Source organism: Shewanella sp. Arc9-LZ, assembly GCF_010092445.1.
In the GTDB taxonomy this organism is placed as follows: Bacteria; Pseudomonadota; Gammaproteobacteria; order Enterobacterales; family Shewanellaceae; genus Shewanella.
Map to the genome: position 1 here is coordinate 3724037 of NZ_CP048031.1, position 24362 is coordinate 3748398.

20 protein-coding genes and 1 tRNA gene are annotated in these 24362 nt (G+C 41.8%); 9 read left to right on the forward strand and 12 right to left on the reverse strand.

The genetic code is table 11. The features are described 5' to 3' along the window. Positions 1 to 173 precede the first annotated feature (173 nt). Positions 174 to 1421 carry a sodium:proton antiporter NhaD gene (gene nhaD, locus GUY17_RS15925; RefSeq protein WP_162023706.1) on the forward strand — a complete coding sequence of 416 codons (1248 nt, stop codon included), beginning with the start codon at positions 174 to 176 and terminating at the stop codon, positions 1419 to 1421. A 78-nt stretch (positions 1422 to 1499) separates the two neighbouring features. On the opposite strand, the gene GUY17_RS15930 is transcribed toward nhaD, so the two are convergent. Together GUY17_RS15930 and GUY17_RS15935 are read right to left on the reverse strand one after the other, a co-directional pair. After that, on the reverse strand, positions 1500 to 2669 hold the full coding sequence (locus tag GUY17_RS15930) for a general secretion pathway protein GspB (RefSeq protein ID WP_162023707.1): 1170 nt from the start codon (positions 2667 to 2669) through the stop codon (positions 1500 to 1502). After that, positions 2669 to 4342: an ExeA family protein gene (locus GUY17_RS15935; protein WP_162023708.1), complete on the reverse strand. Its 1674-nt coding sequence runs from the start codon at positions 4340 to 4342 to the stop codon at positions 2669 to 2671. Before GUY17_RS15935 ends, GUY17_RS15930 begins: the two co-directional genes overlap by 1 nt. Positions 4343 to 4472: 130 nt before the next feature. Here GUY17_RS15935 and GUY17_RS15940 point away from each other — a divergent pair, with 130 nt between their 5' ends. Further along, complete coding sequence (locus GUY17_RS15940; protein ID WP_162023709.1) at positions 4473 to 5717, forward strand: multifunctional CCA addition/repair protein; 1245 nt, start codon at positions 4473 to 4475, stop codon at positions 5715 to 5717. Positions 5718 to 5985: 268 nt separating this feature from the next. Continuing rightward, positions 5986 to 6252, forward strand: a complete 267-nt coding sequence (locus GUY17_RS15945; protein WP_011638433.1) for an Lpp/OprI family alanine-zipper lipoprotein — start codon at positions 5986 to 5988, stop codon at positions 6250 to 6252. A gap of 757 nt (positions 6253 to 7009) precedes the next feature. On the opposite strand, the gene GUY17_RS15950 is transcribed toward GUY17_RS15945, so the two are convergent. From GUY17_RS15950 to folB, 4 genes are all read right to left on the reverse strand, one after another. Beyond that, positions 7010 to 7858 carry a putative RNA methyltransferase gene (locus GUY17_RS15950; protein ID WP_101088827.1) on the reverse strand — a complete coding sequence of 283 codons (849 nt, stop codon included), beginning with the start codon at positions 7856 to 7858 and terminating at the stop codon, positions 7010 to 7012. Between the two features lie 105 nt (positions 7859 to 7963). Then, positions 7964 to 8764 (reverse strand): undecaprenyl-diphosphate phosphatase, encoded by an 801-nt coding sequence (locus GUY17_RS15955; protein ID WP_101088826.1) that lies wholly within the window; start codon positions 8762 to 8764, stop codon positions 7964 to 7966. Positions 8765 to 8798: 34 nt separating this feature from the next. After that, positions 8799 to 9314, reverse strand: a complete 516-nt coding sequence (gene folK, locus GUY17_RS15960) for a 2-amino-4-hydroxy-6-hydroxymethyldihydropteridine diphosphokinase (protein WP_162023710.1) — start codon at positions 9312 to 9314, stop codon at positions 8799 to 8801. Between the two features lie 36 nt (positions 9315 to 9350). Further along, complete coding sequence (gene folB / locus GUY17_RS15965; protein ID WP_011638438.1) at positions 9351 to 9704, reverse strand: dihydroneopterin aldolase; 354 nt, start codon at positions 9702 to 9704, stop codon at positions 9351 to 9353. Between the two features lie 251 nt (positions 9705 to 9955). Here folB and plsY point away from each other — a divergent pair, with 251 nt between their 5' ends. Continuing rightward, the gene (plsY, locus tag GUY17_RS15970; RefSeq protein ID WP_162023711.1) at positions 9956 to 10576 is read left to right on the forward strand and encodes a glycerol-3-phosphate 1-O-acyltransferase PlsY; all 621 of its coding nucleotides are present in this window, start codon (positions 9956 to 9958) and stop codon (positions 10574 to 10576) included. A 75-nt stretch (positions 10577 to 10651) separates the two neighbouring features. Here the strand turns inward: plsY and tsaD are convergent, their stop codons facing one another. Beyond that, positions 10652 to 11668, reverse strand: a complete 1017-nt coding sequence (gene tsaD / locus GUY17_RS15975; RefSeq protein WP_162023712.1) for a tRNA (adenosine(37)-N6)-threonylcarbamoyltransferase complex transferase subunit TsaD — start codon at positions 11666 to 11668, stop codon at positions 10652 to 10654. A 683-nt stretch (positions 11669 to 12351) separates the two neighbouring features. On the opposite strand from tsaD, the gene rpsU reads away from it, so the two are divergent. The 5 genes from rpsU (at position 12352) to GUY17_RS16000 (ending at position 17082) form a co-directional block, all read left to right on the forward strand. Beyond that, on the forward strand, positions 12352 to 12567 hold the full coding sequence (rpsU, locus tag GUY17_RS15980; protein WP_006080725.1) for a 30S ribosomal protein S21: 216 nt from the start codon (positions 12352 to 12354) through the stop codon (positions 12565 to 12567). Positions 12568 to 12574: 7 nt separating this feature from the next. Further along, a complete protein-coding gene (locus GUY17_RS15985) occupies positions 12575 to 13018 on the forward strand; it encodes a GatB/YqeY domain-containing protein (RefSeq protein WP_101088821.1) in 444 nt (147 codons plus the stop codon). Positions 13019 to 13107: 89 nt separating this feature from the next. Next, entirely contained in the window at positions 13108 to 14835 is a 1728-nt protein-coding gene (dnaG, locus tag GUY17_RS15990) for a DNA primase (RefSeq protein ID WP_162023713.1), read from the forward strand. A gap of 150 nt (positions 14836 to 14985) precedes the next feature. Further along, a complete protein-coding gene (gene rpoD / locus GUY17_RS15995) occupies positions 14986 to 16821 on the forward strand; it encodes an RNA polymerase sigma factor RpoD (protein WP_101088819.1) in 1836 nt (611 codons plus the stop codon). A gap of 184 nt (positions 16822 to 17005) precedes the next feature. After that, positions 17006 to 17082: transfer RNA gene (locus GUY17_RS16000), tRNA-Ile, on the forward strand. 292 nt (positions 17083 to 17374) lie between these two features. Here the strand turns inward: GUY17_RS16000 and GUY17_RS16005 are convergent. From GUY17_RS16005 to gabT, 5 genes are all read right to left on the reverse strand, one after another. Beyond that, positions 17375 to 19033: a sensor domain-containing diguanylate cyclase gene (locus GUY17_RS16005; protein ID WP_162023715.1), complete on the reverse strand. Its 1659-nt coding sequence runs from the start codon at positions 19031 to 19033 to the stop codon at positions 17375 to 17377. 235 nt (positions 19034 to 19268) lie between these two features. After that, on the reverse strand, positions 19269 to 19991 hold the full coding sequence (locus tag GUY17_RS16010; protein ID WP_101088816.1) for a DUF599 domain-containing protein: 723 nt from the start codon (positions 19989 to 19991) through the stop codon (positions 19269 to 19271). A gap of 85 nt (positions 19992 to 20076) precedes the next feature. Then, positions 20077 to 20736, reverse strand: a complete 660-nt coding sequence (locus GUY17_RS16015; protein ID WP_162023716.1) for an RluA family pseudouridine synthase — start codon at positions 20734 to 20736, stop codon at positions 20077 to 20079. A 94-nt stretch (positions 20737 to 20830) separates the two neighbouring features. Next, on the reverse strand, positions 20831 to 22948 hold the full coding sequence (locus GUY17_RS16020) for a methyl-accepting chemotaxis protein (RefSeq protein WP_162023717.1): 2118 nt from the start codon (positions 22946 to 22948) through the stop codon (positions 20831 to 20833). Between the two features lie 132 nt (positions 22949 to 23080). Beyond that, positions 23081 to 24355, reverse strand: a complete 1275-nt coding sequence (gabT, locus tag GUY17_RS16025) for a 4-aminobutyrate--2-oxoglutarate transaminase (protein WP_162023718.1) — start codon at positions 24353 to 24355, stop codon at positions 23081 to 23083. Positions 24356 to 24362 lie beyond the last annotated feature (7 nt).

Sequence of the window (24362 nt, forward strand, 5' to 3'; positions counted from 1 at the left end):
TCGATAATTAACGAAAAAACTGTGATCTATATTGCGAAAATGCCCGTGGTGTGATGTGATCGCCCCGCCAAACGGAAAGCTTAATTGAACCTTAAAAAAAAGGCTGAATTAGGTTAGCAAAAATTCATGGTAATGATGTTGATTACCTACAACACAAAGTTGGAATTGCAGTCATGCTACATACCTTTCTTATCTCACTTGCAGTGCTTGCGCTGTTAAGTATCGTGCTCGAAGAAATTACCCATATTAATAAAGCCAAAACCACCCTGTTCCTTGGCTGTATTGCTTGGATCACCTTATTTATTGCCTCTGGTAGCCCAGAGAAAAGTAAACTGGTCGGTGAAGAACTCAATGAAAACTTATTAGAAATTGCCACCTTATGGCTGTTTTTAATGTCTACTATGACCTTTGTTGCTTACCTTAACGCTAAAGGTATGATCCAAGTACTGGTGCAAAAAATATTTCCGCAGCAAGTGTCTGTTCGCATGTTGATGATACAAGTTGGGATGTTTTCGTTAGTACTGTCGACTTTTTGTGACAACGTGACAGCCACATTGGTGTCGTTAGGTTTACTGACCACCTTTAATTTAGACAAACAAATGCGTCGCCGTATGGCAGTGCTCATTATCTTTGCGGTGAACTCTGGTGGGGTTGCATTAATCACCGGCGATGTAACGACTCTGATGATTTTCCTTGCCGGTAAAGTGCATATTTCTGAATTATTAATTCTGTTCATTCCTGCCAGCATCAGCGTTATGATCCTAGCAATATTGTTCTCACTCAAAGCCGAAGGGCATGTGAGCACATCGCCAATTGAGCAAAACTACAATACCGTTGATATCGTCATTGGCTTGATTTTCTTCACCACCATCGTATTAACCATGGTACTTAACGTGCTGTTTGGTATTCCACCGGTATTGACCTTTTTATTCGGTTTATCAGTAATGTTCTTAGTCGGCACTACCCATAAGAGTAAAACCGAAGAAGTTCAGGTATTAGAATACATTCGCCAAGTTGAGTTCGATACCCTGCTGTTCTTCTTAGGTATCTTGTTACTGGTTGGTATGCTTAAAGAGATTGGTACGCTTAACCTATTAACAGAAGTCTATGGCATGTATAACCCAAGCATTTCTAACTTCTTTACCGGTGTCGGTTCTGCATTATTAGACAACGTGCCACTAACTGCAGCATTATTAAAAGCAGATCCCGTACTGACAACAGCACAATGGTTAGGCTTAACTTATTCGGTTGGTGTAGGCGGATCGTTATTAATCATCGGTTCGGCATCTGGCATCATCGCGATGAGTAAAGTTGAAGAACTGACATTCGTAAGCTACTTAAAATATGTTCCAGCATTACTATTATGCTACTGCATAGGTTATGGATTAACGCTGTTTTTAGCCAATAACATTCACGGCTAATATTATTACGAGGGTTTTTCAGATAAAACAAAGGCGCTAATAGCGCCTTTGTTTTATGCCTAACATCCCAACATCGCCTTAAATTGCTGGCACTCTAAATTGCTCACCATCAATTTCTAATACGATATCTCGTGGCCGAATTTCTACAATCGTCAGCTTATTCTTGATCATATCGCCCTGTTGTAATTCAACCCCATCGACATTTAACCAACGGTTACTTGGTTCTGTCGAATACACATGAGCATTAATATTAAACTCCGGTACTTGCAACTGCACACTCGCGGGTAAGTCACCATACTTAGGAATTTGCTGATTGGAAGGTCGAGGGATAGGATCTAATTTTGCTGAGGTCACTTGCTGATTCGCCGACTGTTCATATTCAACGTCTTTAAGCGCAGTTTCAAACGCAGCAATCAAATTACTCTGCTCTTTAATTGATGGTGCTTTAACAGAGGCAAAATCGACGTCTTCTGCGGCGGCATTCACTTGCAAGCGCAATGCCTCAAGCTCTGCTAAACCTCGGCGATTAGCCTTAGCACCCAATGCAATAGCTTCTTGCTGCTGCGCCTGTTGACGATTGCTCTCTTGTGTCTGATATTCATCAACGCTGCTATCTTGCCCGCTTTGATAATTATCCTGTTCATAACCTGCTTGCTGCTGATAGCTTGGTTGCTGAAAATTGGCTTGTTGGGCGTTGGTTTGTTGAGAGTTAAATTGCTGAGAGTTGAATTGCTGGGAATTAGCTTGTTGAAAACTGCGCTGGTCATCATTTGCTTGCAGATATGGTTCATTCAAACCAGAAGACTCAGCGTAACTATAATTATTATAACTTGCCGCTTGCGTGTTCATTGCATTCGTATTGAAAGGTTTGGCAATAGGTAATGCCACCTTACCCGCTAAACGAATATCATCGTTATTTTGTACCGCAGATTCATTTTTGTTACCGGCTAATGCTTCAGGTGTTTTATGTGGTGTAACAACAGCAACTGGCGCCGTGACAGTTTGTAGTGCATTAACGCCATTATGCTGGATAGTTGATAACGATGCAGACGGTGACTGTAATAGCACACTCATGCCCCATGCAGCGCCAATGCCCAAAGCAATGGCTACAGCCAATAGACTATACTGATTCAACTTATTTGAGCTGTTAGATTGCGATGTATATTGAGGCGGCTGTGTCGACATAATATCGACAACATCACCTTGTTGCTGCTTTTTACGGTTAACCGCATCCAATAGAATTGACATTAACTGCGCACCTCAGAGGTACTTAAACGAGGGCCTTGCTGGCTCAGATATAAGTTAAGTTGCACCAAGGTCTGATTGCCAGCTATACCGTCTGGCTTTAACCCATGCTGACGTTGAAAATTCATCAATTGTTGCTCTAAATCACTATCAAACTGCGTCAGTAGCCGTGCACGTCGCTTGTTGACTAACGCTAAGCTATTCTCGAGCCATTGCACTTGTGCCAAGCTAGAGGACTGACCAATCTCACGCGGCAAGACACTGTCTGGTTGCCACAAAATTTCAAAAGTGCCACTAAAGTGACGGTCAAACCAATCTTTATTCACCCAAAATTGTTGCTCGCCCAGTTGCAATAAAATCTGTTCGGCTTGACGCTCAACAATTACGCCATAAAACACGTTCGTTTGTGTATCTTGCAAGTAAACAACTGCGGGGTAATTAAGACGCATAATACTGTGCCAATTACCTTGTTGCTGATAACAGGCTAAATCTTGTTGCTGCGCAGCTTGGCAGGCCGACAAGCCGATAATAGGCTGTTTATTCCACAAGCCAAATAATCCGGCAAAGGCATTATCAATGCTACTGCTTTGTAGCATTGCTTGGCGCATAATTTGTTGTTGTGCATTGGCAACTGGAGTTGCTGCTTGTACTTGTTGAGGTTGAGTTTGTGCTGCTTGGTTTATCTGGCTAGGCATAACTGCAGGCGTTTGATTGGCTAGGCTAGATTGCGCTTGAACATCTGCTATCGCCGCATTCGCATTCATATTGTTTTCAATGGCTGAACGATTAAACAGATAAAATGATAAACCAAAAGCGAGCACCAACGCAGTAGCGGCAATAAATGGCCAGCGTTTGTCGCCTGGTACATCAATATCACCCAATACTTCGACCGCAGCTTGATTAACCATTTTGTGATCGATCGGAACCTTAGCTTGACCATAACCAGCCATTAATGCACGTTCACATAATAAGTTGGTTAAACGCGGAATACCGCCAGAATGTTTATGTAACGCGGTTATCGCCTTACGTGTAAATAGCGGCTCATGCCTACCGGCAACCTGCAAACGGTGCAACACATATAGAGCAATTTCATCTTTATTTAGCGGTAATAAATGATAGCGAGCGGTGATCCGCTGTGCTAACTGACGTAAGTCTTGACGCTTTAGCAGTTGTTGTAATTCTGGCTGGCCAATCAAAATCACTTGCAGCAGTTTTTTGGTGTTGGTTTCTAGATTGGTCAATAAACGCAGCTGCTCTAATACTTCCGAACGCAAATGCTGTGCTTCATCAATAATCAGCACCGTATTACGACCATTTTTGTGATTATTCAGTAAGTACATGCTGATTAAATCAGTCAACTGCTTTAACGTCGGATTTTCACCGTATTTAATTTCCAGCTCATCACATAGGGTGGCTAAGAGTTCAAGCTCTGTTAACGATGGGTTTAGAATAAACGCGGTGTCGGTATTATCGGGTATTTGTTGTAATAGACAGCGAGAAACAGTGGTTTTTCCAGTGCCGACTTCACCCGTTAATAATACAAAGCCACCGGTTTCACCTAGGCCGTAGGTTAAATGAGCCAACGCCTCACGATGACGGTCACTTAAGAACATATAATGAGGGTTAGGCGCGATAGAAAATGGATTATCGTTTAATCCATAGAAGGCTTTATACATTCGACCAAAAATCCTTATTTGAAACTGACGGCTCACGTTAATGCTTGTATGACAGCTTGTCAAAAGTTAGCCGTAAAAATCTAACTCTGATAAGATTTAAGCAACTTATTATTACACGTTGTGGTACGCCATGAAGATTTATTTAGTAGGCGGGGCCGTACGCGATACCCTTCTTAAACAAACTGTCGTTGATAAAGATTATGTGGTTGTTGGCAGCAGCGTAGAAGAAATGCTCGCATTGGGTTATCAGCAAGTCGGTAAAGACTTTCCTGTTTTTTTACACCCTAAAACTCAGCAAGAATATGCGTTAGCCAGAACAGAACGAAAAACCGGTAAGGGTTATCAAGGTTTCAGTTGTGATGCCAATAAAGATGTCACCCTCGCCGAAGACTTATTACGCCGAGATTTAACCATTAATGCCATCGCGCAAGATGAGCACGGCACACTGACGGACCCGTTCCACGGTATTGCAGACATTAACGCTAAAATACTTCGCCATGTGTCAGATGCCTTTGTTGAAGATCCTTTACGCGTGTTACGAGTGGCTCGTTTTGCCGCTCGATTTCACCACTTAGGGTTTACTATTGCACCTGAAACCTTACAGTTAATGACCGACATAGCTAATAGCGGTGAATTAGATCACCTCACCCCAGAACGCGTATGGCAAGAATGTGATAAAGCATTAAGCAGTCAAAGTCCGCAGGTTTTTTTCAATGTATTAAAGCAATGCCAAGCATTAACAGTGTTATTTCCTGAAATTGATGCGTTGTTTGGCGTGCCACAACCTGAAAAGTGGCATCCTGAAATAGACACCGGTATTCATACCCTCATGGTTCTCGAGCAAACGAGTCTGTTAAGTGACAACAAAGCAGTACGTTTTGCCGCTCTAGTTCACGATCTAGGTAAAGCGTTGACCCCAAAACAAGATTGGCCGAAGCATTATGGCCACGGGCAGAAAGGTTTGCCGGTCATTAAAAAGCTTTGTGAACGAATTAGAGTGCCAAACGAATACCGTGATTTAGCATTATTAGTCAGCGATCAACACCAAAACATTCATAACGCGTTTGAACTAAGAGCAGAAACCATCGTCAAATTATTTGATAAAGGTGATTTTTGGCGAAAACCTCAACGCTTAACAGAGCTACTATTATGTTGTCATGGCGACTTAAGAGGACGAACTGGATTTGAACAAGCACCCTATCCACAAGCCGAATATTTACTACATTGCTATGAGTTAGCGAGCAACGTCGATGTGCAATCGATTATTGCCGCGGGTTACCAAGGATCACAGATTAAAAGTCAACTTCAGCTAAATCGAGCCGAAACGATTAATAACTATAAAATACAATACATTGAAAGCAAGCAGCTACATTAGCTATTGCCTATTTAGGGTTTTATGAAAAAAAGCGGAAAAAAGCATTTTTTAACAGGGAATAAGCAATAAATCACTAAGATTTATATAAATTCGGCAATTAATGATGCTTTTGGCCCGGTAGACTTGCAATTTTCATTTATTTCGCTATTTTAAATGAACAATCTTATATTTGCCTATAGCAAATAAAAAAATCTGTGACATAATTACGCCGTTGCAAAGGCACATGCCGTTGCACTATTTAACAACCTATATATTAAGGGATTTACCCATGAACAAGAAAGTACTGATGATTGCTGGTGTTGCGATGACTGCTTTATTAGGTGGTTGTGCTAACACTACTGCTTTAGAAGAAAGCGTAGCAAACCTAGGTAACAAAGTTGATCAACTATCAGCACAAGTTGGTTCTTTAAAGTCTGAGCAAAGCAAGCTATCTGCTGATGTTAAAGGCGCTAAAGCTGCTTCTATGGACGCACAAGCCGAAGCTAAACGTGCTAACGACCGTTTAGACAACATGGCTTCTTCTTACAAAAAGTAAGAATAGTTATTAAAAATTAGCTTATTTACATAGGTTGATTATTAGGGCTTGATTGTTGATACCACTACTCTAAGTAGTACTTCAACATCAAGCCTTAATTATTTGTGCTTCGCGTAGAAAAGTAATAGTAAGCGGTATCAAGCGGTATCAAGCGGTATCAAGCGGTATCAAGCGGTATCAAGCGGTATCAAGCGGTATCAAGCGGTATCAAGCGGTATCAAGCGGTATCAAGCGGTATCAAGCGGTATCAAGCGGTATCAAGCGGTATCAAGCGAAAAATCTAAACACCTACAGCTTATCCACACCAGCTTTTTCACTATTTAATCTATACATTGTTCAACCAGTTAATCTTTCTAAACAATCTCACAGATATCATCTGGATTGACCATTAACACAAAGTTCAATCTTAGCATTAGCTTTTATAGCATCTAGCAGCGAAGCGCTCTAGCCCCTAGGCTTGTATACGCTCTCACCGTTCGTTATCGCTTGTCATCACAGAAATCTTAGCACCAGCTCTTATAGCATCTAGCCGCGAAGCGTCCTAGCCCTTAGGCTCTAACGCTCTCACCGCATTGTCGTCCTTATCGCTTGTCATCGATCGCAACCAATCTTAGCTTGTATATCATCTAGCCGCGAAGCGTCCTAGCTCTTAGGCTCTAACGCCCTCACCGCACTTTCATCTTATCGCTTGTTATCGTTTTCCATCGCTTGTTATCGCTTTCCATCAGCCTTCACGCTTGTTACCTATTTTACATTTTTATAAGCGTTTTTTGAGGGTTATAATCTGCCAGTCAAACTCTAGTTCACTAATTGCAGTAGATTTAACTTGATGCTTTAGCTGATCATTAGCACGCCAACCAAATACCGACATATCAAGCAATGTTAATGCCTGCTCACCGGTAACTGACTGAGTAAACACCACTTGTTGCTGGGCATCAATTTCCACATCATTGGGTAAATTTAACTGCAGCGGCTTTTCGACTAAGTCTGGATAAACTTGTTGTTTAATTTGCCATAAATGCCTAATACCAGGCTGCAACAATACAATTCGACCGTCATCTTTTAAAATCCGAATGCATTCTTTCCCTTTTAACGGTGAATCAAGAACCGTCACGATATCGACTGATTGCGAGGCAAAGGGCAATTTTTTTAACGCCAACAACAATAAATTCGCCGGTGTTTCAGATTTTGCCGCGGCAAAGATAGCATTTTCAGCATCGGTAATGCCCCAATGCTGACACGATACATTGGCTTCCACTAACGCAGGCACAAGCTGACGTAAATAATAACCATCAGCACATTGGTAATCGATATGCTGTAATTGTGTGTCACCATTAGAGGTAGAGGCACATAAGTCCAGCAATACTGTTTGAAGTTGTTTAATTAACGGTGCAAACAAGCCTGTTTCTAATAAAAAATGTCGCCCGCGCATTTGTTGGCGAGACTCCACTTGCGGCTTACTCTTGCCCTTTACGTTGCTCAGCAGTGGCCAGTAACCATTAGGGTGTTTATCAAAATGATGTTTGTTGTCGCAATAAAATCCCGCTGAAGCTTGATGTTGATTTAGTGGAGCTGAACACACTGGACATAATAAAGATAAAGTCATAATTACACTGATAGTTAATTGAAAGACGGTAAAACAAACGGGTAGAAATACCTAGTGTGGTAAGCCTACCCGCTATGCAAATAAAAAGTCGCTTAAATGCTTATATTAAAGATAGAGCAATCCAAGCAATAACGCACCAAGAGCAAGGCGATATAATACAAACGGCGTCATGCCTATTTTGCTAATAAATTTTAAAAAGAAATGAATACATAAATACGCAGCAACAAATGATACAACAATCCCTAAACCAAGCGCTTGGTAATCGATAGGTGCAGGACTACTGACTAAGTCTTTGGTCACCAGTAACGCGGCACCAAAGCTAACAGGAACAGACATAAGGAATGAAAAGCGAGCCGCGGCTTCACGGGTTAGCCCTAACATCAGTGCTGCTGTCATCGTGGCGCCAGAGCGCGACGTGCCAGGTATTAATGCCATAGCCTGTGCTAAACCGATAAGCAAAGCCTTTTTCCAACCCATTTGAAATTCAGTTAACTGTGCTTTTGACATTCTATCTGCCGCCCACAACAGCAAACCAAAAACAATCGTAGTGATTGCAATCACTAAAGTATTTCTGAAATGGGTTTCAATAAAGTCTTTGGCAGTAAATCCGACAATAACAGCAGGAATAGTCGCTAAAATAATCCACCAAGCGAGTTTACTTTCTTGAGTTTGTTGCTTGCTAGCTAAACTGGTAAACCAAGCTTTTGCCAGTACAACAATCTCATGGCGAAAATAAATGACCACGGCAAATAAAGAGCCTGTATTAACTGCGACATCAAATGATAAACCTTGATCTGCCCAACCTAATATTTGTGATGGTAAAATTAAATGTGCCGAGCTAGAAATAGGCAAAAACTCCGTAAGCCCTTGGATTAATGCCAGCAGAATAACTTGAAACGTTTCCATATTTGTCCTTGTTAGAGATTAACTTATCGATTAGTTATAACGTGTTAATGGGTAATAGTTCTGGTGGGAACTCAAATACAATAGGCCACAATTGTTGACACTGTTTGTCATAATTCTGCCAAAGTGTTTGATAGCTTTGTAACGTCACCGGATGAGACAGATTAGGGACTAATTCTGCCAAAGGCCACAATACAAACGCATTAAACAAAATTTCGCCACGAGGCAATTCAACGGGGATGTCACAAATAACATCGTCATACAGCAATAAGTCAATATCAAGGCTCCTCGGGCTGAATTTTTTCTCACCTCGAATTCGGCCATTGTCTTGTTCAATTTGCTTAAATGTCGCCACAACCTGTGCAATTGATAAATCGGTATCAGCCGCAGCCACCATATTTAAAAAATTAGTGCCTTTAAACCCTACCGATTCACTCTCAAAAACCCGTGATAATTGTAATGGGCCAAAATATTGTTGTAAATCAACCAAACCGGCTTTCAGGTGTTTCTCTGGCGAAATATTAGTGCCCAAACTTATGTAAATACGTGCCATTGACTGACCTAATGCTAAACAGTAAAAAAATAACAGTTAAATGCTACCGCGTTCGATCTCGACACCGACAGAAACAGCATGAGGAATTGCACCTGGCTTCATCACAACCACTTTAACCCAAGGCACATTAAATTCGTCTTGCAAACAATGCGCAATCATTTCAGCAACAGTTTCAATCAGCTCTATCGGATTCTCAGTAATCAATGCCGTTAAACGATTTGATACCGTTTCATAACACAATGCATTTTCGTAACTATCACTAGCGGCCGCAAGACGATTATCCCATGCCATATCTAAATCGATAAGCAATGTTTGATGAAGTTTTTTTTCCCACTCATAGATACCAATAATGGTCTCTATCGCTAACTGGCGAATGAGTACTTTATCCATATAAATTCCTACCTTAACCGATGTAAAAAGACGTTAAGTTCATCCTAATCAAACTTTATTACCGATTATATGCCTAATATGCACATTTAAGCTTTTTCCTAATGAATTAAAGCAGTAGGATAGGCGCTGTTGTTCAATTAACATCAATTAAATGGTTAATGTTAACGCAAAGACAGCTTCAGTGAATACTAAAATGACTTGTCTCACAAATGAATGCGCGATGATACCCTAAGAAGAGTAAGGAAACCAATTTGAACGCCGTTACAGTCACCATTTTGATGATCATTACCGCCTACCTAGCGGGTTCGATCTCAAGTGCCGTACTGGTTTGTAAATTAAGAGGTTTACCTGATCCAAGAACCAGCGGCTCCGGCAATCCCGGTGCCACTAATGTGCTACGCATTGGTGGAGTTAGTTCTGCAGCGCTTGTGTTATTTTTTGACATGCTCAAAGGCGCCCTGCCTTCTTATCTGGGCTATAAAATGGGACTTGATGCCGCATCATTAGGTTTTATCGCTGTCAGCGCCTGCCTAGGGCATATATTCCCAATATTTTTTGGCTTTAAAGGCGGAAAAGGTGTTGCTACAGCCTTTGGTGCAATGGCCCCCATTGGCGGTGATTTAGCGCTATGCCTCATCCTCACTTGGATTGTGTTTTTACTATTAACGCGTTATTCCTCTGTAGCCGCTATGGCAACCGCAACTTTAGCGCCCTTTTTTACTTGGTGGTTAGACGAACGTTTTATTCTGCCTGTTGCGATGCTCTCAACCCTTATTTTAATCCGCCACAAAGACAATATTGGCCGTTTGCGCCATGGCGAAGAAAGTAAGGTCACACGAAAAAAATCCATAAAAAAACCCAACACCAAATAGTATTAGGTTTTCTTGGCGGCTTGAAAGTAAATCATTACTTTTAAGCTTACCGACTCAAACACGCTAACTCATCAATTAGTCTACTGCAGGCAGCGTATCCAAAGGCCATCTAGGCTGACCTTTAACCTCAAGCCCCTCTATATGCCCTGCACGTAAACGCTGTAATCCAGCGTAAGCAATCATGGCACCATTGTCAGTACAAAACTCCCCACGAGGATAATACACTTGACCGCCTAACTTGGTCATCATCTCTGCCAATGTCTCACGTAAGCGAGTATTAGCACTTACACCACCGGCAATCACCAAACGTGTATAACCTGTTTGCTTCAAGGCTCGTTTACATTTTATCGCAAGGGTATCAACAACCGCTTCTTCAAATGCACGCGCAATATTGGCACGAGTCTGTTCATCATTCGGTTCTGCAGCAATCGTATTTGCGGTAAATGTTTTCAATCCAGAAAAACTAAAATCTAAACCTGGCCTGTCCGTCATTGGACGTGGAAACTTATACCCCGCAGGCAAGCCTTTCTGGGCTAGTTTGGCTAAACGAGGGCCGCCAGGATAATCTAATCCCATGAGCTTGGCTGTCTTATCAAACGCTTCGCCTGCAGCATCATCGACAGATTCACCTAACACTTGATATCGTCCAATGCCTTCAACTTGCACTAACATTGAATGGCCGCCAGACACTAACAAGGCTAAAAAAGGAAATTCAGGCGCATTTTCTTCCAGCATGGGTGCCAATAAATGTCCTTCCATATGATGCACACCGATCGCCGGTTTATTCCATGCATACGCTAAAGAGCGTCCCACACAAGCGCCAACAAGTAATGCACCAATTAGCCCAGGGCCTTTGGTATAAGCAACACCGTCGATATTATCTAGGCTTGAATTAGCCTCTGATAAAGCCTGCTTAATCAATGGCACAATTTTGCGAACATGATCACGAGAGGCAAGCTCAGGCACAACACCACCATAATCGGCGTGCAATTTAACTTGGCTGTATAGCACATGCGACAATAAGCCTAATTTATCGTCATACACTGCAACCCCAGTCTCGTCACAGGATGTCTCAATACCAATAACCCGCATAATCTCTCGTCTTCATTAAAAATAAGGCCGCCAATTCTACCCGTCTCAGCGTAAATACTCCAATGTTTAACGATTAAATACCTATCCTTATAAGTAAGAGATCAACTCAAGACTCTGAACCAGCAAAACATAGATAACAAACCGATTTTAAACAGTCACAATTAGTGTTAAATACACTTACCAAGGGGCAACCATGATATTGTCCATGCGCGTTACCTAACAAAACAGGCACTGCAGTACAACTAACGGCTTAAACGAATAGACATATAACGGCTACTTTTTCTTAAATAACCTGAACTTAAGATAACAAATTCCTCCCAAACAGCCCTTTGCCTTGCTAACGTCGAGATTATTTACACAAGAAGACTTGCAATAATCCCGCTATTTGACGCGTCATTTCGCTTTGTTAGTAAAAAATGACAAGTTTGATAGAGGTTAATTACTAAAATTATGATATTTATAATTATATTCTCAACTCTATATCCCGAGTTCAGGTTAAATATTAAAAAAATGAAACAGTGGGCTATTTCCCCGAAGAGAAAATCAATCAGGGGTTTACAAATGGTCGCCGCTCGGTGTAAAATTCTGCACCATTTTAAATAGCCTTTGGTTTGAGTGAAGTCACTAAAAATGTTTAGTCGATTTAATCATCCAACATAACTACACCTAAGGGGTGATGGCGTATGCCAATTATTAAAGTACGTGAAAACGAACCATTCGACGTAGCTCTTCGTCGTTTCAAGCGCTCTTGTGAAAAAGCTGGTATTTTAGCTGACGTGCGTGCTCGTGAATTTTACGAGAAGCCAACTACTGCCCGTAAGCGTGCAAAAGCAGCTGCAGTTAAGCGTCTAGCTAAGAAGCTTTCTCGCGAAAACGCACGTCGCGTACGTTTATATTAATCTCATTATGAACTTAACCGATCAGCTAAAAGACCACATGAAAGATGCCATGCGCGCTAAAGATAAAGTGCGCTTAGGAACAATTCGTATGGCACTTTCTGCCATCAAACAGATTGAAGTGGATACCCGCGAAACTCTGACTGATGAACAGACAATAGCTGTATTAACCAAAATGGTTAAACAACGCCGTGATTCGATTGCTCAATATGAAGCAGCGAATCGTCCGGAGTTGGCAGCCGTAGAAGCAGATGAAATTCGAGTTATCGAAAATTTTCTGCCTACACCGCTAACAGAAGATGAAGTAGCAGCGATTATCGATGCCACTATTATTGATGTTGGTGCTGCATCCATGGCGGATATGGGTAAAGTAATGGGAGCATTAAAAACTAAAGTTCAAGGCCGTGCAGATATGAGTGCTATTGGTACAATGATCCGCGCTAAATTGAAGTAATCAATTTTTAATGTTGAATAAGCCGTGCACTTGCACGGCTTGTTTGTTTACATCAGTTGATAAAGTAAATTCGAGAACAACAGCAATCAATGGCGATACCTCGTGATTTTATCAATGAGCTAATAGCTCGAATAGACATAGTCGATCTCATTGACCGTAAAGTGCCGTTGAAAAAAGCCGGTAAGAACCATTCGGCTTGTTGTCCTTTTCATAGCGAAAAATCACCCTCTTTTACCGTCAGCAGAGACAAACAGTTTTACCACTGTTTTGGTTGCGGTGCCCATGGCAATGCTATTGATTTTGTCATGGAATATGATCGCCTAGAATTTGTTGATGCCATTGAAGAACTTGCAGGTCAACTTGGTCTTGCCGTACCACGAGAGCAAGGCACAGGAAAAAGGCCAGATCAAGGATTAAGTCGAGACTTATACGAACTGATGGAAGAAGCTAACCTCTTCTATCAAAGCCAACTTAGGCAGCATACAGACAAACAAAAAGTTGTCGATTATCTTGAATTTCGCGGATTATCGAGTGACGTTGTTGAGCAGTTCGGCATTGGGTTTGCACCCGATGGTTGGGATGGTTTACTGGGTCGTTACAGGCAAAATTTGCCCGCCCAAGATAAATTACTGACCGCAGGCATGTTAATTGCCAATGATAGCGGTAAACGCTATGACCGTTTTCGCGACAGATTAATGTTCCCAATACGCGATCGTCGTGGTCGTGTGGTTGGATTTGGAGGAAGAGTTTTGGGTGACGGCACCCCAAAGTACTTGAATTCTCCAGAAACGCCCATATTTCATAAGGGTAATGAGCTTTATGGTTTATATGAGCTAAAGCAAAAACACCGTGACCCACAACATGTGTTAATTGTTGAAGGGTATATGGATGTCGTCGCACTCGCCCAATTTGGGATTGATTATGCGGTTGCATCGTTAGGTACATCGACTACAGCTGAACAATTTCAGCTTTTAGTGCGTAGTGCAAAACAAGTGGTCTGTTGTTATGACGGTGACCGCGCAGGCCGCGAAGCAGCTTGGCGTGCACTAGAAACAGCGCTACCACTGTTAAAACCGGGTGACCAAGTCAAGTTTATGTTTCTACCGCAAGGTGAAGACCCTGACACTATGGTCCGCAAAATTGGCAAAGAAGCATTCGAAGCATTAATGCAAAAAGCCATGTTACTGCCCGAGTTTTTGTTTGACACATTAAGTGCTAACCACGGTACCGATAAAGGGGCATTAGCCAAGCAAGCCATTGCGCTAATCGAAAAGGTACAAGATACCGTCCTACAGAATTTACTGTTAGAAAATTTAGCACACAAATTAGGCATGAACAGTAGCGAAGATTTAAAGAAAAAATTAGGTTTTACTGTAAAACAGCCAAAACCATTAAATGCGAAAGGCTTACAAGGTCGTGGTACGCCATTAAGATTGGCCATTGCCCTACTGGTCCAAAACCCAAGTTTAGGCTTTGGTTTGGCAAAACAGCCTGCACTAGATCGATTACAGATGACCGGCATAGAATTGCTCAATCATTTGTTAGATATAACTCGAGAGCAAACGTTAAACAGCGCACAACTACTTGAAATGCATAGAGAGCATAATCAAAAGAGCACTCTAATAAAGCTAGCCCAATGGGAACATCAAGTGGCGGATGAAAACGTATTGCCAGAGTTTAAGCAAACCCTGATTTGGTTAAACAACCAATATATTGAACAACGATATCAGGAATTAAGCCTAAAACAGGCTTTAACGAAAGTTGAAAAAATGCAGCTAACAAAGCTGATTTCTATAATGAAAGGCATAGCGAAGTAATACGCAATTTATTCGTGAAGAATATGCGTACAAACATTGCCATGGACTAGCTAAGGTTAGTCCACACAGCTATAATTGACGATTTGCGCGCCACTTAGCACAGCTAACTGGCCTATCGTTTTATCAGTTACCCAAAATTGGATGATATCTATGGATCACACTCCGCAGTCGCAACTCAAACTGTTGCTCGCTAAAGGTAAAGAGCAAGGTTACTTAACCTATGCAGAAGTGAACGACCACTTACCTGCAGACATGGTCGATTCCGATCAGATTGAAGATATTATCCAGATGATAAATGACATGGGTATCCGCGTTTTTGAAGAAGCGCCAGATGCCGATGACATGATGATGTCGGAAGACAACACAGACGAAGATGCTGCAGAAGAAGCAGCGGCAGCTCTCGCAACCGTAGAAAGTGAGTTAGGCCGAACCACAGACCCTGTCCGCATGTATATGCGCGAAATGGGCACGGTAGAGCTACTTACTCGCGAAGGCGAAATTGTTATTGCTAAACGTATCGAAGAAGGTATCAACACAGTACAGAGTTCTGTCAGTGAGTACCCTCAAGCGATCGCAATGATCTTAGAGCAATTCGATAAGTATGAAGCTGAAGAATTGCGCTTGTCTGATATTATCTCTGGATTTATCAATCCTGACGACGATGACGTCGCACCAACTGCCACCAATGTTGGTTCAGAATTAGCTGACTCTAAAAATGATGATGATGACGATGACGACGATGATGACGATGAGGAAGAGGAAGAAGGCAACAAAGGGCCAGACCCTGAAGAAGCCAAAGAAAAATTCACTCAACTCAGAGAAGCCTACGAAAAAAGCTTAGGAATTATTGCCGAAAAAGGCCGTGACCACCCTGAAGCGATTGGCTCATTATTTGTTATTGGCGAATTATTCAAAGAATTCCGTTTAGTACCTAAACAGTTTGACCGTTTAGTGAAAAGCATGCGCAACATGATGGACCGCGTACGAATTCAAGAACGTCTAGTCATTAAGCTTTGTGTTGAACACGCTAAGATGCCAAAGAAAAACTTTATTAAGGCTTTCACTGGCAACGAAACAAACTTAGATTGGTTTAACAAAGAAAAAGAAAGCACTAAGCCTTACGCTGAAGGTTTGCGTATGATCACCGATGACGTAACGCGTTGTGTGACCAAACTTGGTGCTATTGAAGTTGAAACAGATTTAACCATCGCAGGCATTAAAGACATTAACCGTCGTATGTCTATCGGTGAAGCGAAAGCTCGTCGTGCGAAAAAAGAAATGGTTGAAGCTAACTTACGTTTGGTTATTTCTATTGCCAAAAAGTACACCAACCGTGGTTTACAGTTCTTGGATTTAATCCAAGAAGGTAACATTGGTTTGATGAAAGCAGTAGATAAGTTTGAATACCGCCGTGGTTACAAGTTCTCGACTTATGCAACGTGGTGGATCCGTCAGGCAATCACTCGTTCAATCGCCGACCAAGCACGTACGATCCGTATTCCAGTACACATGATCGAAACGATTAACAAGCTGAACCGTATTTCTCGTCAAATGCTTCAAGAAATGGGCCGTGAGCCGTCTCCTGAAGAATTGGCAGAACGTATGATGATGCCTGAAGATAAGATTCGTAAGGTGCTGAAAATCGCTAAAGAGCCAATCTCAATGGAAACCCCAATCGGTGACGATGAAGATTCGCATTTAGGTGATTTTATCGAGGATACTACCCTCGAGCTACCACTTGACTCAGCAACTAGCGAAAGTCTAAAGAACGCCACACACGAAGTGTTAGCTGGCCTAACAGCCCGTGAAGCAAAAGTACTGCGTATGCGTTTTGGTATCGATATGAATACTGACCACACGTTAGAAGAAGTGGGTAAGCAATTTGATGTTACACGTGAACGTATTCGTCAAATTGAAGCTAAAGCGTTACGTAAATTACGTCACCCTTCTCGCTCAGAAATCTTAAAGTCGTTCTTAGACGAATAAGCTCACTGAAAAAATAGTATAAAAACCTGCTTCGGCAGGTTTTTTTATGTCCAAAAACGCAATAATTGCTTAACAGATAACCAATTGAAACAAGATAAGTAAATACAACTAAAAACACGGGTGACAAGTGCCAACAAACTTCGTATACTTTCCCCGCTTTCGATAGTGACGACTATCTTAAGTCGGCCCCTTAGCTCAGTTGGTTAGAGCATACGACTCATAATCGTCAGGTCCCCAGTTCGAGTCTGGGAGGGGCCACCAATTCTGATAAGCCGTAGTAGGTTAATACCTACTACGGCTTTTTCATATCTGGCGTTCTGTGTTGTAGCAAATGTGTAGCAGATACTTAAATAAAAGTCAGTAATTGAAGGAATTTGAATCCGCTTGCCATTTTGATAGTTATGCAAATCACCAACCATCAAATAACTCCACGATAAGCGCTTATAACGCTCTTGAACAATCTGCGTGATGCATTAGAGGATAGCCAATCGGCTTAAGTAAAAACCAAGGTAACTAATTTAAGCTTCGCTATCGTATATGCCTCAGCTTCTTTCTAGCCAATAATGTCATCAACTACTATCTTGTTTCGACCCGATCCTTTAGCGTTGTACAAAGCGCTATCAGCTCGTTGGAACCACTCTTTAAAAGGCTCTTCAATACGCAGAGTTGCCATGCCGGCACTAAAGGTTAACTTGTCGATTGGCGCGAAGTCCATCTGTGAGATTTTTTGACGTAGCGCTTCAATATGTTTAAAGACCATAGCCGAGGTCGCTTCTGGTATTAAAATCACAAACTCTTCGCCCCCCCAACGACAGATGAGATTTTCTTTGCGCATATTTACAGACAGTTCATCCGCAAAACGGCACAAAATATCATCACCAACATTGTGGCCAAACTCATCATTAATCTTTTTGAAATAATCTATGTCTAATATGACCAGAGTAACAGGAAAATGATGTCGCTTAGCGCGGGAGATCTCTTTATCAACCAGAGCACTAAAAGCTCGACGATTATAAAGCAAGGTTAACGGGTCTTTAGAGGCAAGCTGTTCAAGCTTTTCATTTTGCTGATTAAGCAGTAAGTTTTTGTCGGTGATTTCTTGGGTTCGATGATTGACCATTTGTTCTAAATGGATAGTGTGTAAATGTATTTTTTGAAGACTATCGTGGAAAGCTTTAGACAGTTGACCTATTTCATCATCTGAATCGATTATTTTTAGATAACTTTTTTTATCTTTAACAGAGGCTTTTACATCTTTGGTCAGTTGCACGATTGGTTTTGTTATTCTATTGGATAGTTCACTGATGAGTAATAAAAATATCACCATCAAAATGATCGAAGTGACTAAAACGTCGTACATTATTGTATATATAGCGTGAAAAATTTCAGACTCTTTAGTTGTGACAAACAAGGTCCAGCCAGGCAGATAATCAACTTTTGAAAATGTGACTATCTTCGATTCATTTAATTTGGCATCCCTATAACGACCGTAGCCATCATTTTGTAATTTAGTTTGTCGGACTATTTTATAAAATCCTGGATAATCAGCACTTTCTGTCATTGAAAGTTTATTCTTCATTATAAAACTTTTATTCGGATGTGAAACCATTAAGCCATTCGAGTCAGTTAACCAGGCGTAACTCTCTTTTGCGAGCTTAATTTCTGCTAATTTAGCGGAGATGATGGTGAGAGGCACCGCCACTGCAAGTGTTCCTATCCAATTATTTTTCGTGTCTAAAATAGGTACTCCCACCATGATAACGGGGGCCTTTTCAAACCGAGTGATTACAGGCGCGCTAATATTATATTCTTTGCCCACCCATTGCTCAGCACGTATAAATGAAGAATGAGTGACTTTATTTGTATTACCTAACACATCAGTTAAATTTAAATTTTTGTCTACATAAATAGCATTAATGAAATTACCACGCCCCATTGTCATCAGCCTTTGCAGCTGTCGAGCGATAGTCGCTTTATCACCTAGCTTTGTCTTTGGGTTGTTGCTGAGCATTTTTAACATAACCACATATCGAGCAAACTCTTGGCTGAGGAGGTTTGCGTGCATTTTCGAAATTTTGGTAGAGTTTTCTAATGCTAAATCCATTACACGATCACGCTCATTGATAAATATAGTGATTAAAAGCACAGACGTGAAAGCTATCATGACTAAAGAGAAAATAGTGATAACCTTGGCTTTTATACTATGAAACATATCACCCCTGAAAACGTTTGCTTAACACACTAAAATATATATAAATCACAAAAAATTGATGACACTTAATGGTATAGACTGGTGGTTAGCATTATGTCGTACTGATGCAATACCATTAAATCATGATTGCATAGACTTTGAATTGAACACATAAACTCACTCAAATCATCTTGCATTAAGTCATGTTATTACGCCATATCCGTTAATGTTAACAAACAATGCATGTTTTTTGGGGTTAATCTCGACGAATATAACTCGGATTTTGTTCTAAATAAGCCTGTGCTGCAGTGATAGCAACCACGGCTTTAGAATTAAATTCACGTTGGTACAAGGTATATACCACAAATAAACTGGCTAAAATGAACATTCCTGGATGCATAAACCAGCACAGCGCCGCCATAGAGTAGTAATAAGAACGTAAGCCATAGTTATATGAATGCGCCGCTTGATCTTGTACCACGGCCATTTGCCTTGCATAGCCCAATGCATTTTTATCGCTACCGGTTTTATCTAATGGTGCCGCGCCAATCATAATATTCACAAAACCATATTGACGCATTGACCAGGTAAATTGGAAAAATGCTAGCACGAAAATCCCAGCTAAAAGAGCCAGTTTGATCTGTACCAGCGCGTGATTAGGCGACGAGGTGAAGGGAATAGAACCAATCACGGTTTCAAGCTTTTCAACCTGCGAAAATAACGTCAACACACCCGCCAGGATCAGTAAAGTTGTTGAAGCAAAGAAGGCAATATTGCGTTCTAAATTAGCCAATAATGCCGCTTCCGCTACGCGTATCTCTTTGGCTATCACCTGCGACATCCAATGAATACGTTGCTGATGCATTACTCGTGCAATGCAATTAGAGGTTTTGGCTTTACGACGGGCAAAACCGGTATACCCTATCCAACTAACTAAAAATACAATTAAAGCCAGCGAATCTAACCATGAAATCACCATGCTGATTAACCTATGTAAGAATAAATAATAGATTGATTATGCATCAGTTTTCACCATGCTTACATCAGTTTGTTGCTAGAAGTGGTTAAAATGGGCTTGGGCAAACAAAATCAATCCGTTGTTCTGTTACTGGATGAGTGAACGATAATGAAGTGGCATGCAACATTAATCGGTCCGACATCGCTCGCGAATAGTCATTACCATATAAGTCACAACCTAAAATAGGATGGCCTATTTGCTGGCTGTGTATGCGTAGCTGATGAGTTCGACCGGTAATAGGGGTAAAGGTGACCCGTGTTGACAGCCCTTGTTGATGGCGTTCAATTACTTGATATTGACTGTGAGCGGGTTTACCAGTTTGCTGACAAATTTTCATAAATGGGAAATTATCACTATCTTTGGCGATCGGTAATTCAATATCACCATGTTGCTCAACCAAATCACCATATAACACTGCGGTGTAGGTTTTTGTGACAGTGCGTAGCTGAAATTGTTTAGTTAATAATCCATTAATCTCTTTGTTTAGCGCCACTAACATAATACCTGACGTACCGAAATCGAGACGGTGTACTAACGTAGCCGTTGGATAATCTTGCACTAAACGATGATGTACTGAATCCTTGTTTAATGGATTCTTCCCCGAGAGACTTAATAATCCCGTCGGTTTATTGATCAACAACAAATGTTCATCTTGGTATAAAACCTCAATGTTGCCATCGCAGGGTGGAGCAATAAATTCAGCCATAATATCTTAGTGGTAACTATCTAAGCGGGAATAATAATAGAAAAGGTGGCTTGTAAGCCACCTTTCATACTGTTCGCGCTAGGTTAAAGCAGGGTTAAGTTCGTAATCGTCCCAATTGCTGATGCTGCTGCTGAACTAAATCAGCTAGGCTGTCACTGCTCTGCTGAGCACTGTCAGCCAGCTGTGATAACTCAGCAGCCGAGTCTGAAATGCCAGTAATGTTACGATTGACCTCTTCGGTTACCGCACTCTGCTCTTCAGCGGCGGTAGCGATGTGGGTCACTTGACCTGACACTTGGTTAATTTGTTCAACGATGGCATTCAGCGATTGTAATGCTAGCTGAGTTTGCTCAACCGCTTTTTGTGCGCCTTGGGCACCTTTATCAATAATGCTCGAGGCATTTTTAACTTCTTTTTGTAACGACTCAATCAAGGTACTAATTTCATTAGTCGACGTTTGAGTTCGAGACGCAAGGGTTCTGACTTCATCAGCAACAACAGCAAAGCCTCGGCCTTGTTCCCCCGCTCTGGCAGCCTCAATAGCCGCATTTAACGCTAATAGGTTAGTCTGCTCTGCAATGGAACTGATCACCTCTAAAATACGGCTAATATTGGCGCTGCTTTGCGACACCATACCTACCGCTTGCTGAGCTTGTGCTGAATCACCCGAGACTCCCTCAACAAATACCATTGCTTGAGTTAACCGCGACTGACCGTCTTTCACATTAACCGTCATGGATTCGGTTTCCATTGCGGTTTGCTCAGAGGCTTTAGCCACTTCAAGCGCGGTGGCGCTCATTTGATTAACCGCTGTTACCACACTTTCAATTTCACCATATTGGCGATTAACACTTTCGCGTGTGTGCTTAGCAATGTCTGCCGATTTTATGCTTTCTTGTTGCGAACGGTCGGCAAGAATTTTGAGCTCGGAAATGAGATGGCGCAATTTCGCAATGAAGGCATTAATACCACTGCCTAATGCAATTAACTCCGCATGGGCATCGACTTCTATCGCTTGAGTTAAGTCGCCTTCGGCGCTGGCAAGGTTTTCGACGCGAGCTTGGATCATATTAAGCGGCGCAATAATGCTGCGAATAACCAAACTGATAATAAGCACCGCAATAACCGTGACAATAATACCGATGGTTAATAGCAAGCTGCCCAGAGACATCGCCATGTCATTCATGGCAGTATTCATATGATCTACCGCCATAAACGCTTGGGTTTTCGGCACTTCAATAATCAATGACCAAGTTGCATTAGCAATAGGGATGTTAATAGGATATGCCACGGCAATGGTGGTTGGTTCATTTACAAACCCCGATGAACTATTTAATGCCAACAGCTTTTTAGCTAATTCTGGCCCGACAGATTCACTAAAAGGTCGTGCAAATTTTTTATAATGGCTAGCAGCCACCACAAACCCTTTCTGGCTCACCAAGGTCACCTTAGCTTGTCCACCATACAAACTTTTAGATAATTGCATAATCATGGTTTGAAATATCGGCAAGTTGATGTCCACGCCAACGAGACCTTTAAATTGGTTATCCACTATAACGGGCACGGTTAACGAGGTCATGAGTGCAGTATTGCCTGGAGTGATTTCGTACAAATATGGTTCCATTAAGCACGGCTTTTTACTGTCTTTGGCACACAAGTACCACTCAGCCTCGCGAACGCCAAACTCATTTAACGTGGTAACGTATTTTTCAGCCGCTTCATCAACTTGATTCTGCTCTACTGTGCCGTCATCATTGCGGGTGTAGTAAATTTCTAATGTGCCCGCATTCGGTACACTGTGGCTTTCACCTTGAAGATAACTGTCATCGAGACCATCATAGCCATTAGGTTCAAATTGCGCATACATCGATGATATGATGTTATTTTTCTGCAATATTGCCGCAAGCGATAACTCCACCCGCTCACGACTTAAAGGATCTTTTTTTGAGGTTTGTTCCAGTAAGCCCGCAAACGAAAAGGGAACCCGATAAGCTTCATTGATAAATCCAGCAATACGCTCACCATACTCACCCGCTCTTGCTGAGAGTTTGTCATTAATCTCTTGTTGTAACGCAACCTCAACCTCTGCGGCCAGACTGGTATTCTTATCTTTTAAGCCTAGCCATAAACTTAAAGAGAGTGTAATTACTGTGGCAATAAATAACGCCGAGGTGATCCATAACAACTTTGACTTAATGGATAATGCCTTCATTCAATTGAGCTCCCGCTTTAGTATTAATTTTCAGATACAATAAAGTGTAGTCAGCTTTAAAAATTAAGTAAGTATGAGATATAAAAAATCCCGTAAAAACGGGATTCTATTGATTATTTTGACAAAAAGCCGCTATTTAAACACTGTCTGAAATGTAGAGTCCATAATCGCAAGACCAGTATCAATTTGTGCATCTGGCGCAGTTAATGGTACCAGCACGCGGATAACGTTGCCGTAGGTGCCACAAGACAATAAAATCAGTCCGCGGTTACGTGCTTCAGTTAAAATCTTACCACTGTACTGCGGAGCAGGTTCACCATCTTCCATTAACTCAATGGCGATCATTGCACCCAATCCACGCACATCAGCAATTTGCGGATACTTAGCTTGCATCTCAGTGAGTGCCGACTTAAGCCGATGACCAACTTCATTAGCTCGGGCCAATAATTGTTCTTCTTCAAACACTTCAATAACCGCTAACGCAGCAGCGCAGGCGATCGGGCTACCACCATAAGTACCACCTAAGCCACCAGCGGTAACAGCATCCATGACTTCTGCTTTACCGGTAATACCCGACAGTGGAAAACCACCGGCAATTGACTTGGCAAAGGTAGTAATGTCAGCGGCTACACCCATTTGCTCCATCGCAAAAAAAGTACCTGTACGACCAGCGCCGGTTTGTACTTCATCGGCAATTAATACAATGCCATGGTTGTCGCACAATTCACGTAAGCGCTTCATAAATGATGGCGTAACCGCGTAAAAGCCACCCTCACCTTGTACCGGCTCTAAAATAATTGCGGCAATATCGGCAGGCTCAGCATCATTCTTAAAAATACGTTCAATTGATGCCATAGCATCATCTTCAGACACGCCATGCATTTCACACGGAAATTCAGCTCGGAACACGTTGGCAGACATTAAGCCCATGCCTTTACTGTACGGTGCTACTTTGCCAGTTAATGCTAACGCAGCGATGGTTCGACCATGATAGCCAGAGGTAAATGCAATAACGCCTGCTCGTTTTGTATAAGCACGAGCTACTTTTACTGCGTTTTCTACCGCCTCAGAACCACTGGTAAATAAGGCGGTTTTTTTAGCAAAATCACCCGGTACCAAATGGTTAAGTTTTTCACATACCGCAATGTAACTTTCGTAACCCAACACCATAAAACATGTGTGAGAAAATGCATCTAACTGCGCTGCCACTGCCGCTTTAACTTTAGGGTGTAAATGACCAGTATTGAGTACCGCAATACCACCGGCAAAGTCGATATATTCACGACCTTCAACATCCCATACTGTGGCGTTTTCAGCACGTTCAGTAAAAATTGGGTGAATTTGCCCTACACCTTGAGCCACAGCCGCTTGGCGACGAGCCATTAATCCATCATTTGTTTTAGTCATAGCCCGC

Coding starts and splice junctions, on each gene's coding strand:
- dnaG (WP_162023713.1), top strand. CDS start 13,108: ATGGCGATACCTCGTGATTTTATCAATGAGCTAATAGCTCGAATAGAC.
- tsaD (WP_162023712.1), bottom strand. CDS start 11,668: ATGCGGGTTATTGGTATTGAGACATCCTGTGACGAGACTGGGGTTGCA.
- GUY17_RS15985 (WP_101088821.1), top strand. CDS start 12,575: ATGAACTTAACCGATCAGCTAAAAGACCACATGAAAGATGCCATGCGC.
- GUY17_RS16015 (WP_162023716.1), bottom strand. CDS start 20,736: ATGGCTGAATTTATTGCTCCACCCTGCGATGGCAACATTGAGGTTTTA.
- GUY17_RS15950 (WP_101088827.1), bottom strand. CDS start 7,858: ATGACTTTATCTTTATTATGTCCAGTGTGTTCAGCTCCACTAAATCAA.
- GUY17_RS16020 (WP_162023717.1), bottom strand. CDS start 22,948: ATGAAGGCATTATCCATTAAGTCAAAGTTGTTATGGATCACCTCGGCG.
- nhaD (WP_162023706.1), top strand. CDS start 174: ATGCTACATACCTTTCTTATCTCACTTGCAGTGCTTGCGCTGTTAAGT.
- GUY17_RS16010 (WP_101088816.1), bottom strand. CDS start 19,991: ATGGTGATTTCATGGTTAGATTCGCTGGCTTTAATTGTATTTTTAGTT.
- rpsU (WP_006080725.1), top strand. CDS start 12,352: ATGCCAATTATTAAAGTACGTGAAAACGAACCATTCGACGTAGCTCTT.
- GUY17_RS15940 (WP_162023709.1), top strand. CDS start 4,473: ATGAAGATTTATTTAGTAGGCGGGGCCGTACGCGATACCCTTCTTAAA.
- folB (WP_011638438.1), bottom strand. CDS start 9,704: ATGGATAAAGTACTCATTCGCCAGTTAGCGATAGAGACCATTATTGGT.
- GUY17_RS15930 (WP_162023707.1), bottom strand. CDS start 2,669: ATGTCAATTCTATTGGATGCGGTTAACCGTAAAAAGCAGCAACAAGGT.
- GUY17_RS15945 (WP_011638433.1), top strand. CDS start 5,986: ATGAACAAGAAAGTACTGATGATTGCTGGTGTTGCGATGACTGCTTTA.
- GUY17_RS15955 (WP_101088826.1), bottom strand. CDS start 8,764: ATGGAAACGTTTCAAGTTATTCTGCTGGCATTAATCCAAGGGCTTACG.
- gabT (WP_162023718.1), bottom strand. CDS start 24,355: ATGACTAAAACAAATGATGGATTAATGGCTCGTCGCCAAGCGGCTGTG.
- GUY17_RS15935 (WP_162023708.1), bottom strand. CDS start 4,342: ATGTATAAAGCCTTCTATGGATTAAACGATAATCCATTTTCTATCGCG.
- GUY17_RS16005 (WP_162023715.1), bottom strand. CDS start 19,033: ATGTTTCATAGTATAAAAGCCAAGGTTATCACTATTTTCTCTTTAGTC.
- folK (WP_162023710.1), bottom strand. CDS start 9,314: ATGGCACGTATTTACATAAGTTTGGGCACTAATATTTCGCCAGAGAAA.
- rpoD (WP_101088819.1), top strand. CDS start 14,986: ATGGATCACACTCCGCAGTCGCAACTCAAACTGTTGCTCGCTAAAGGT.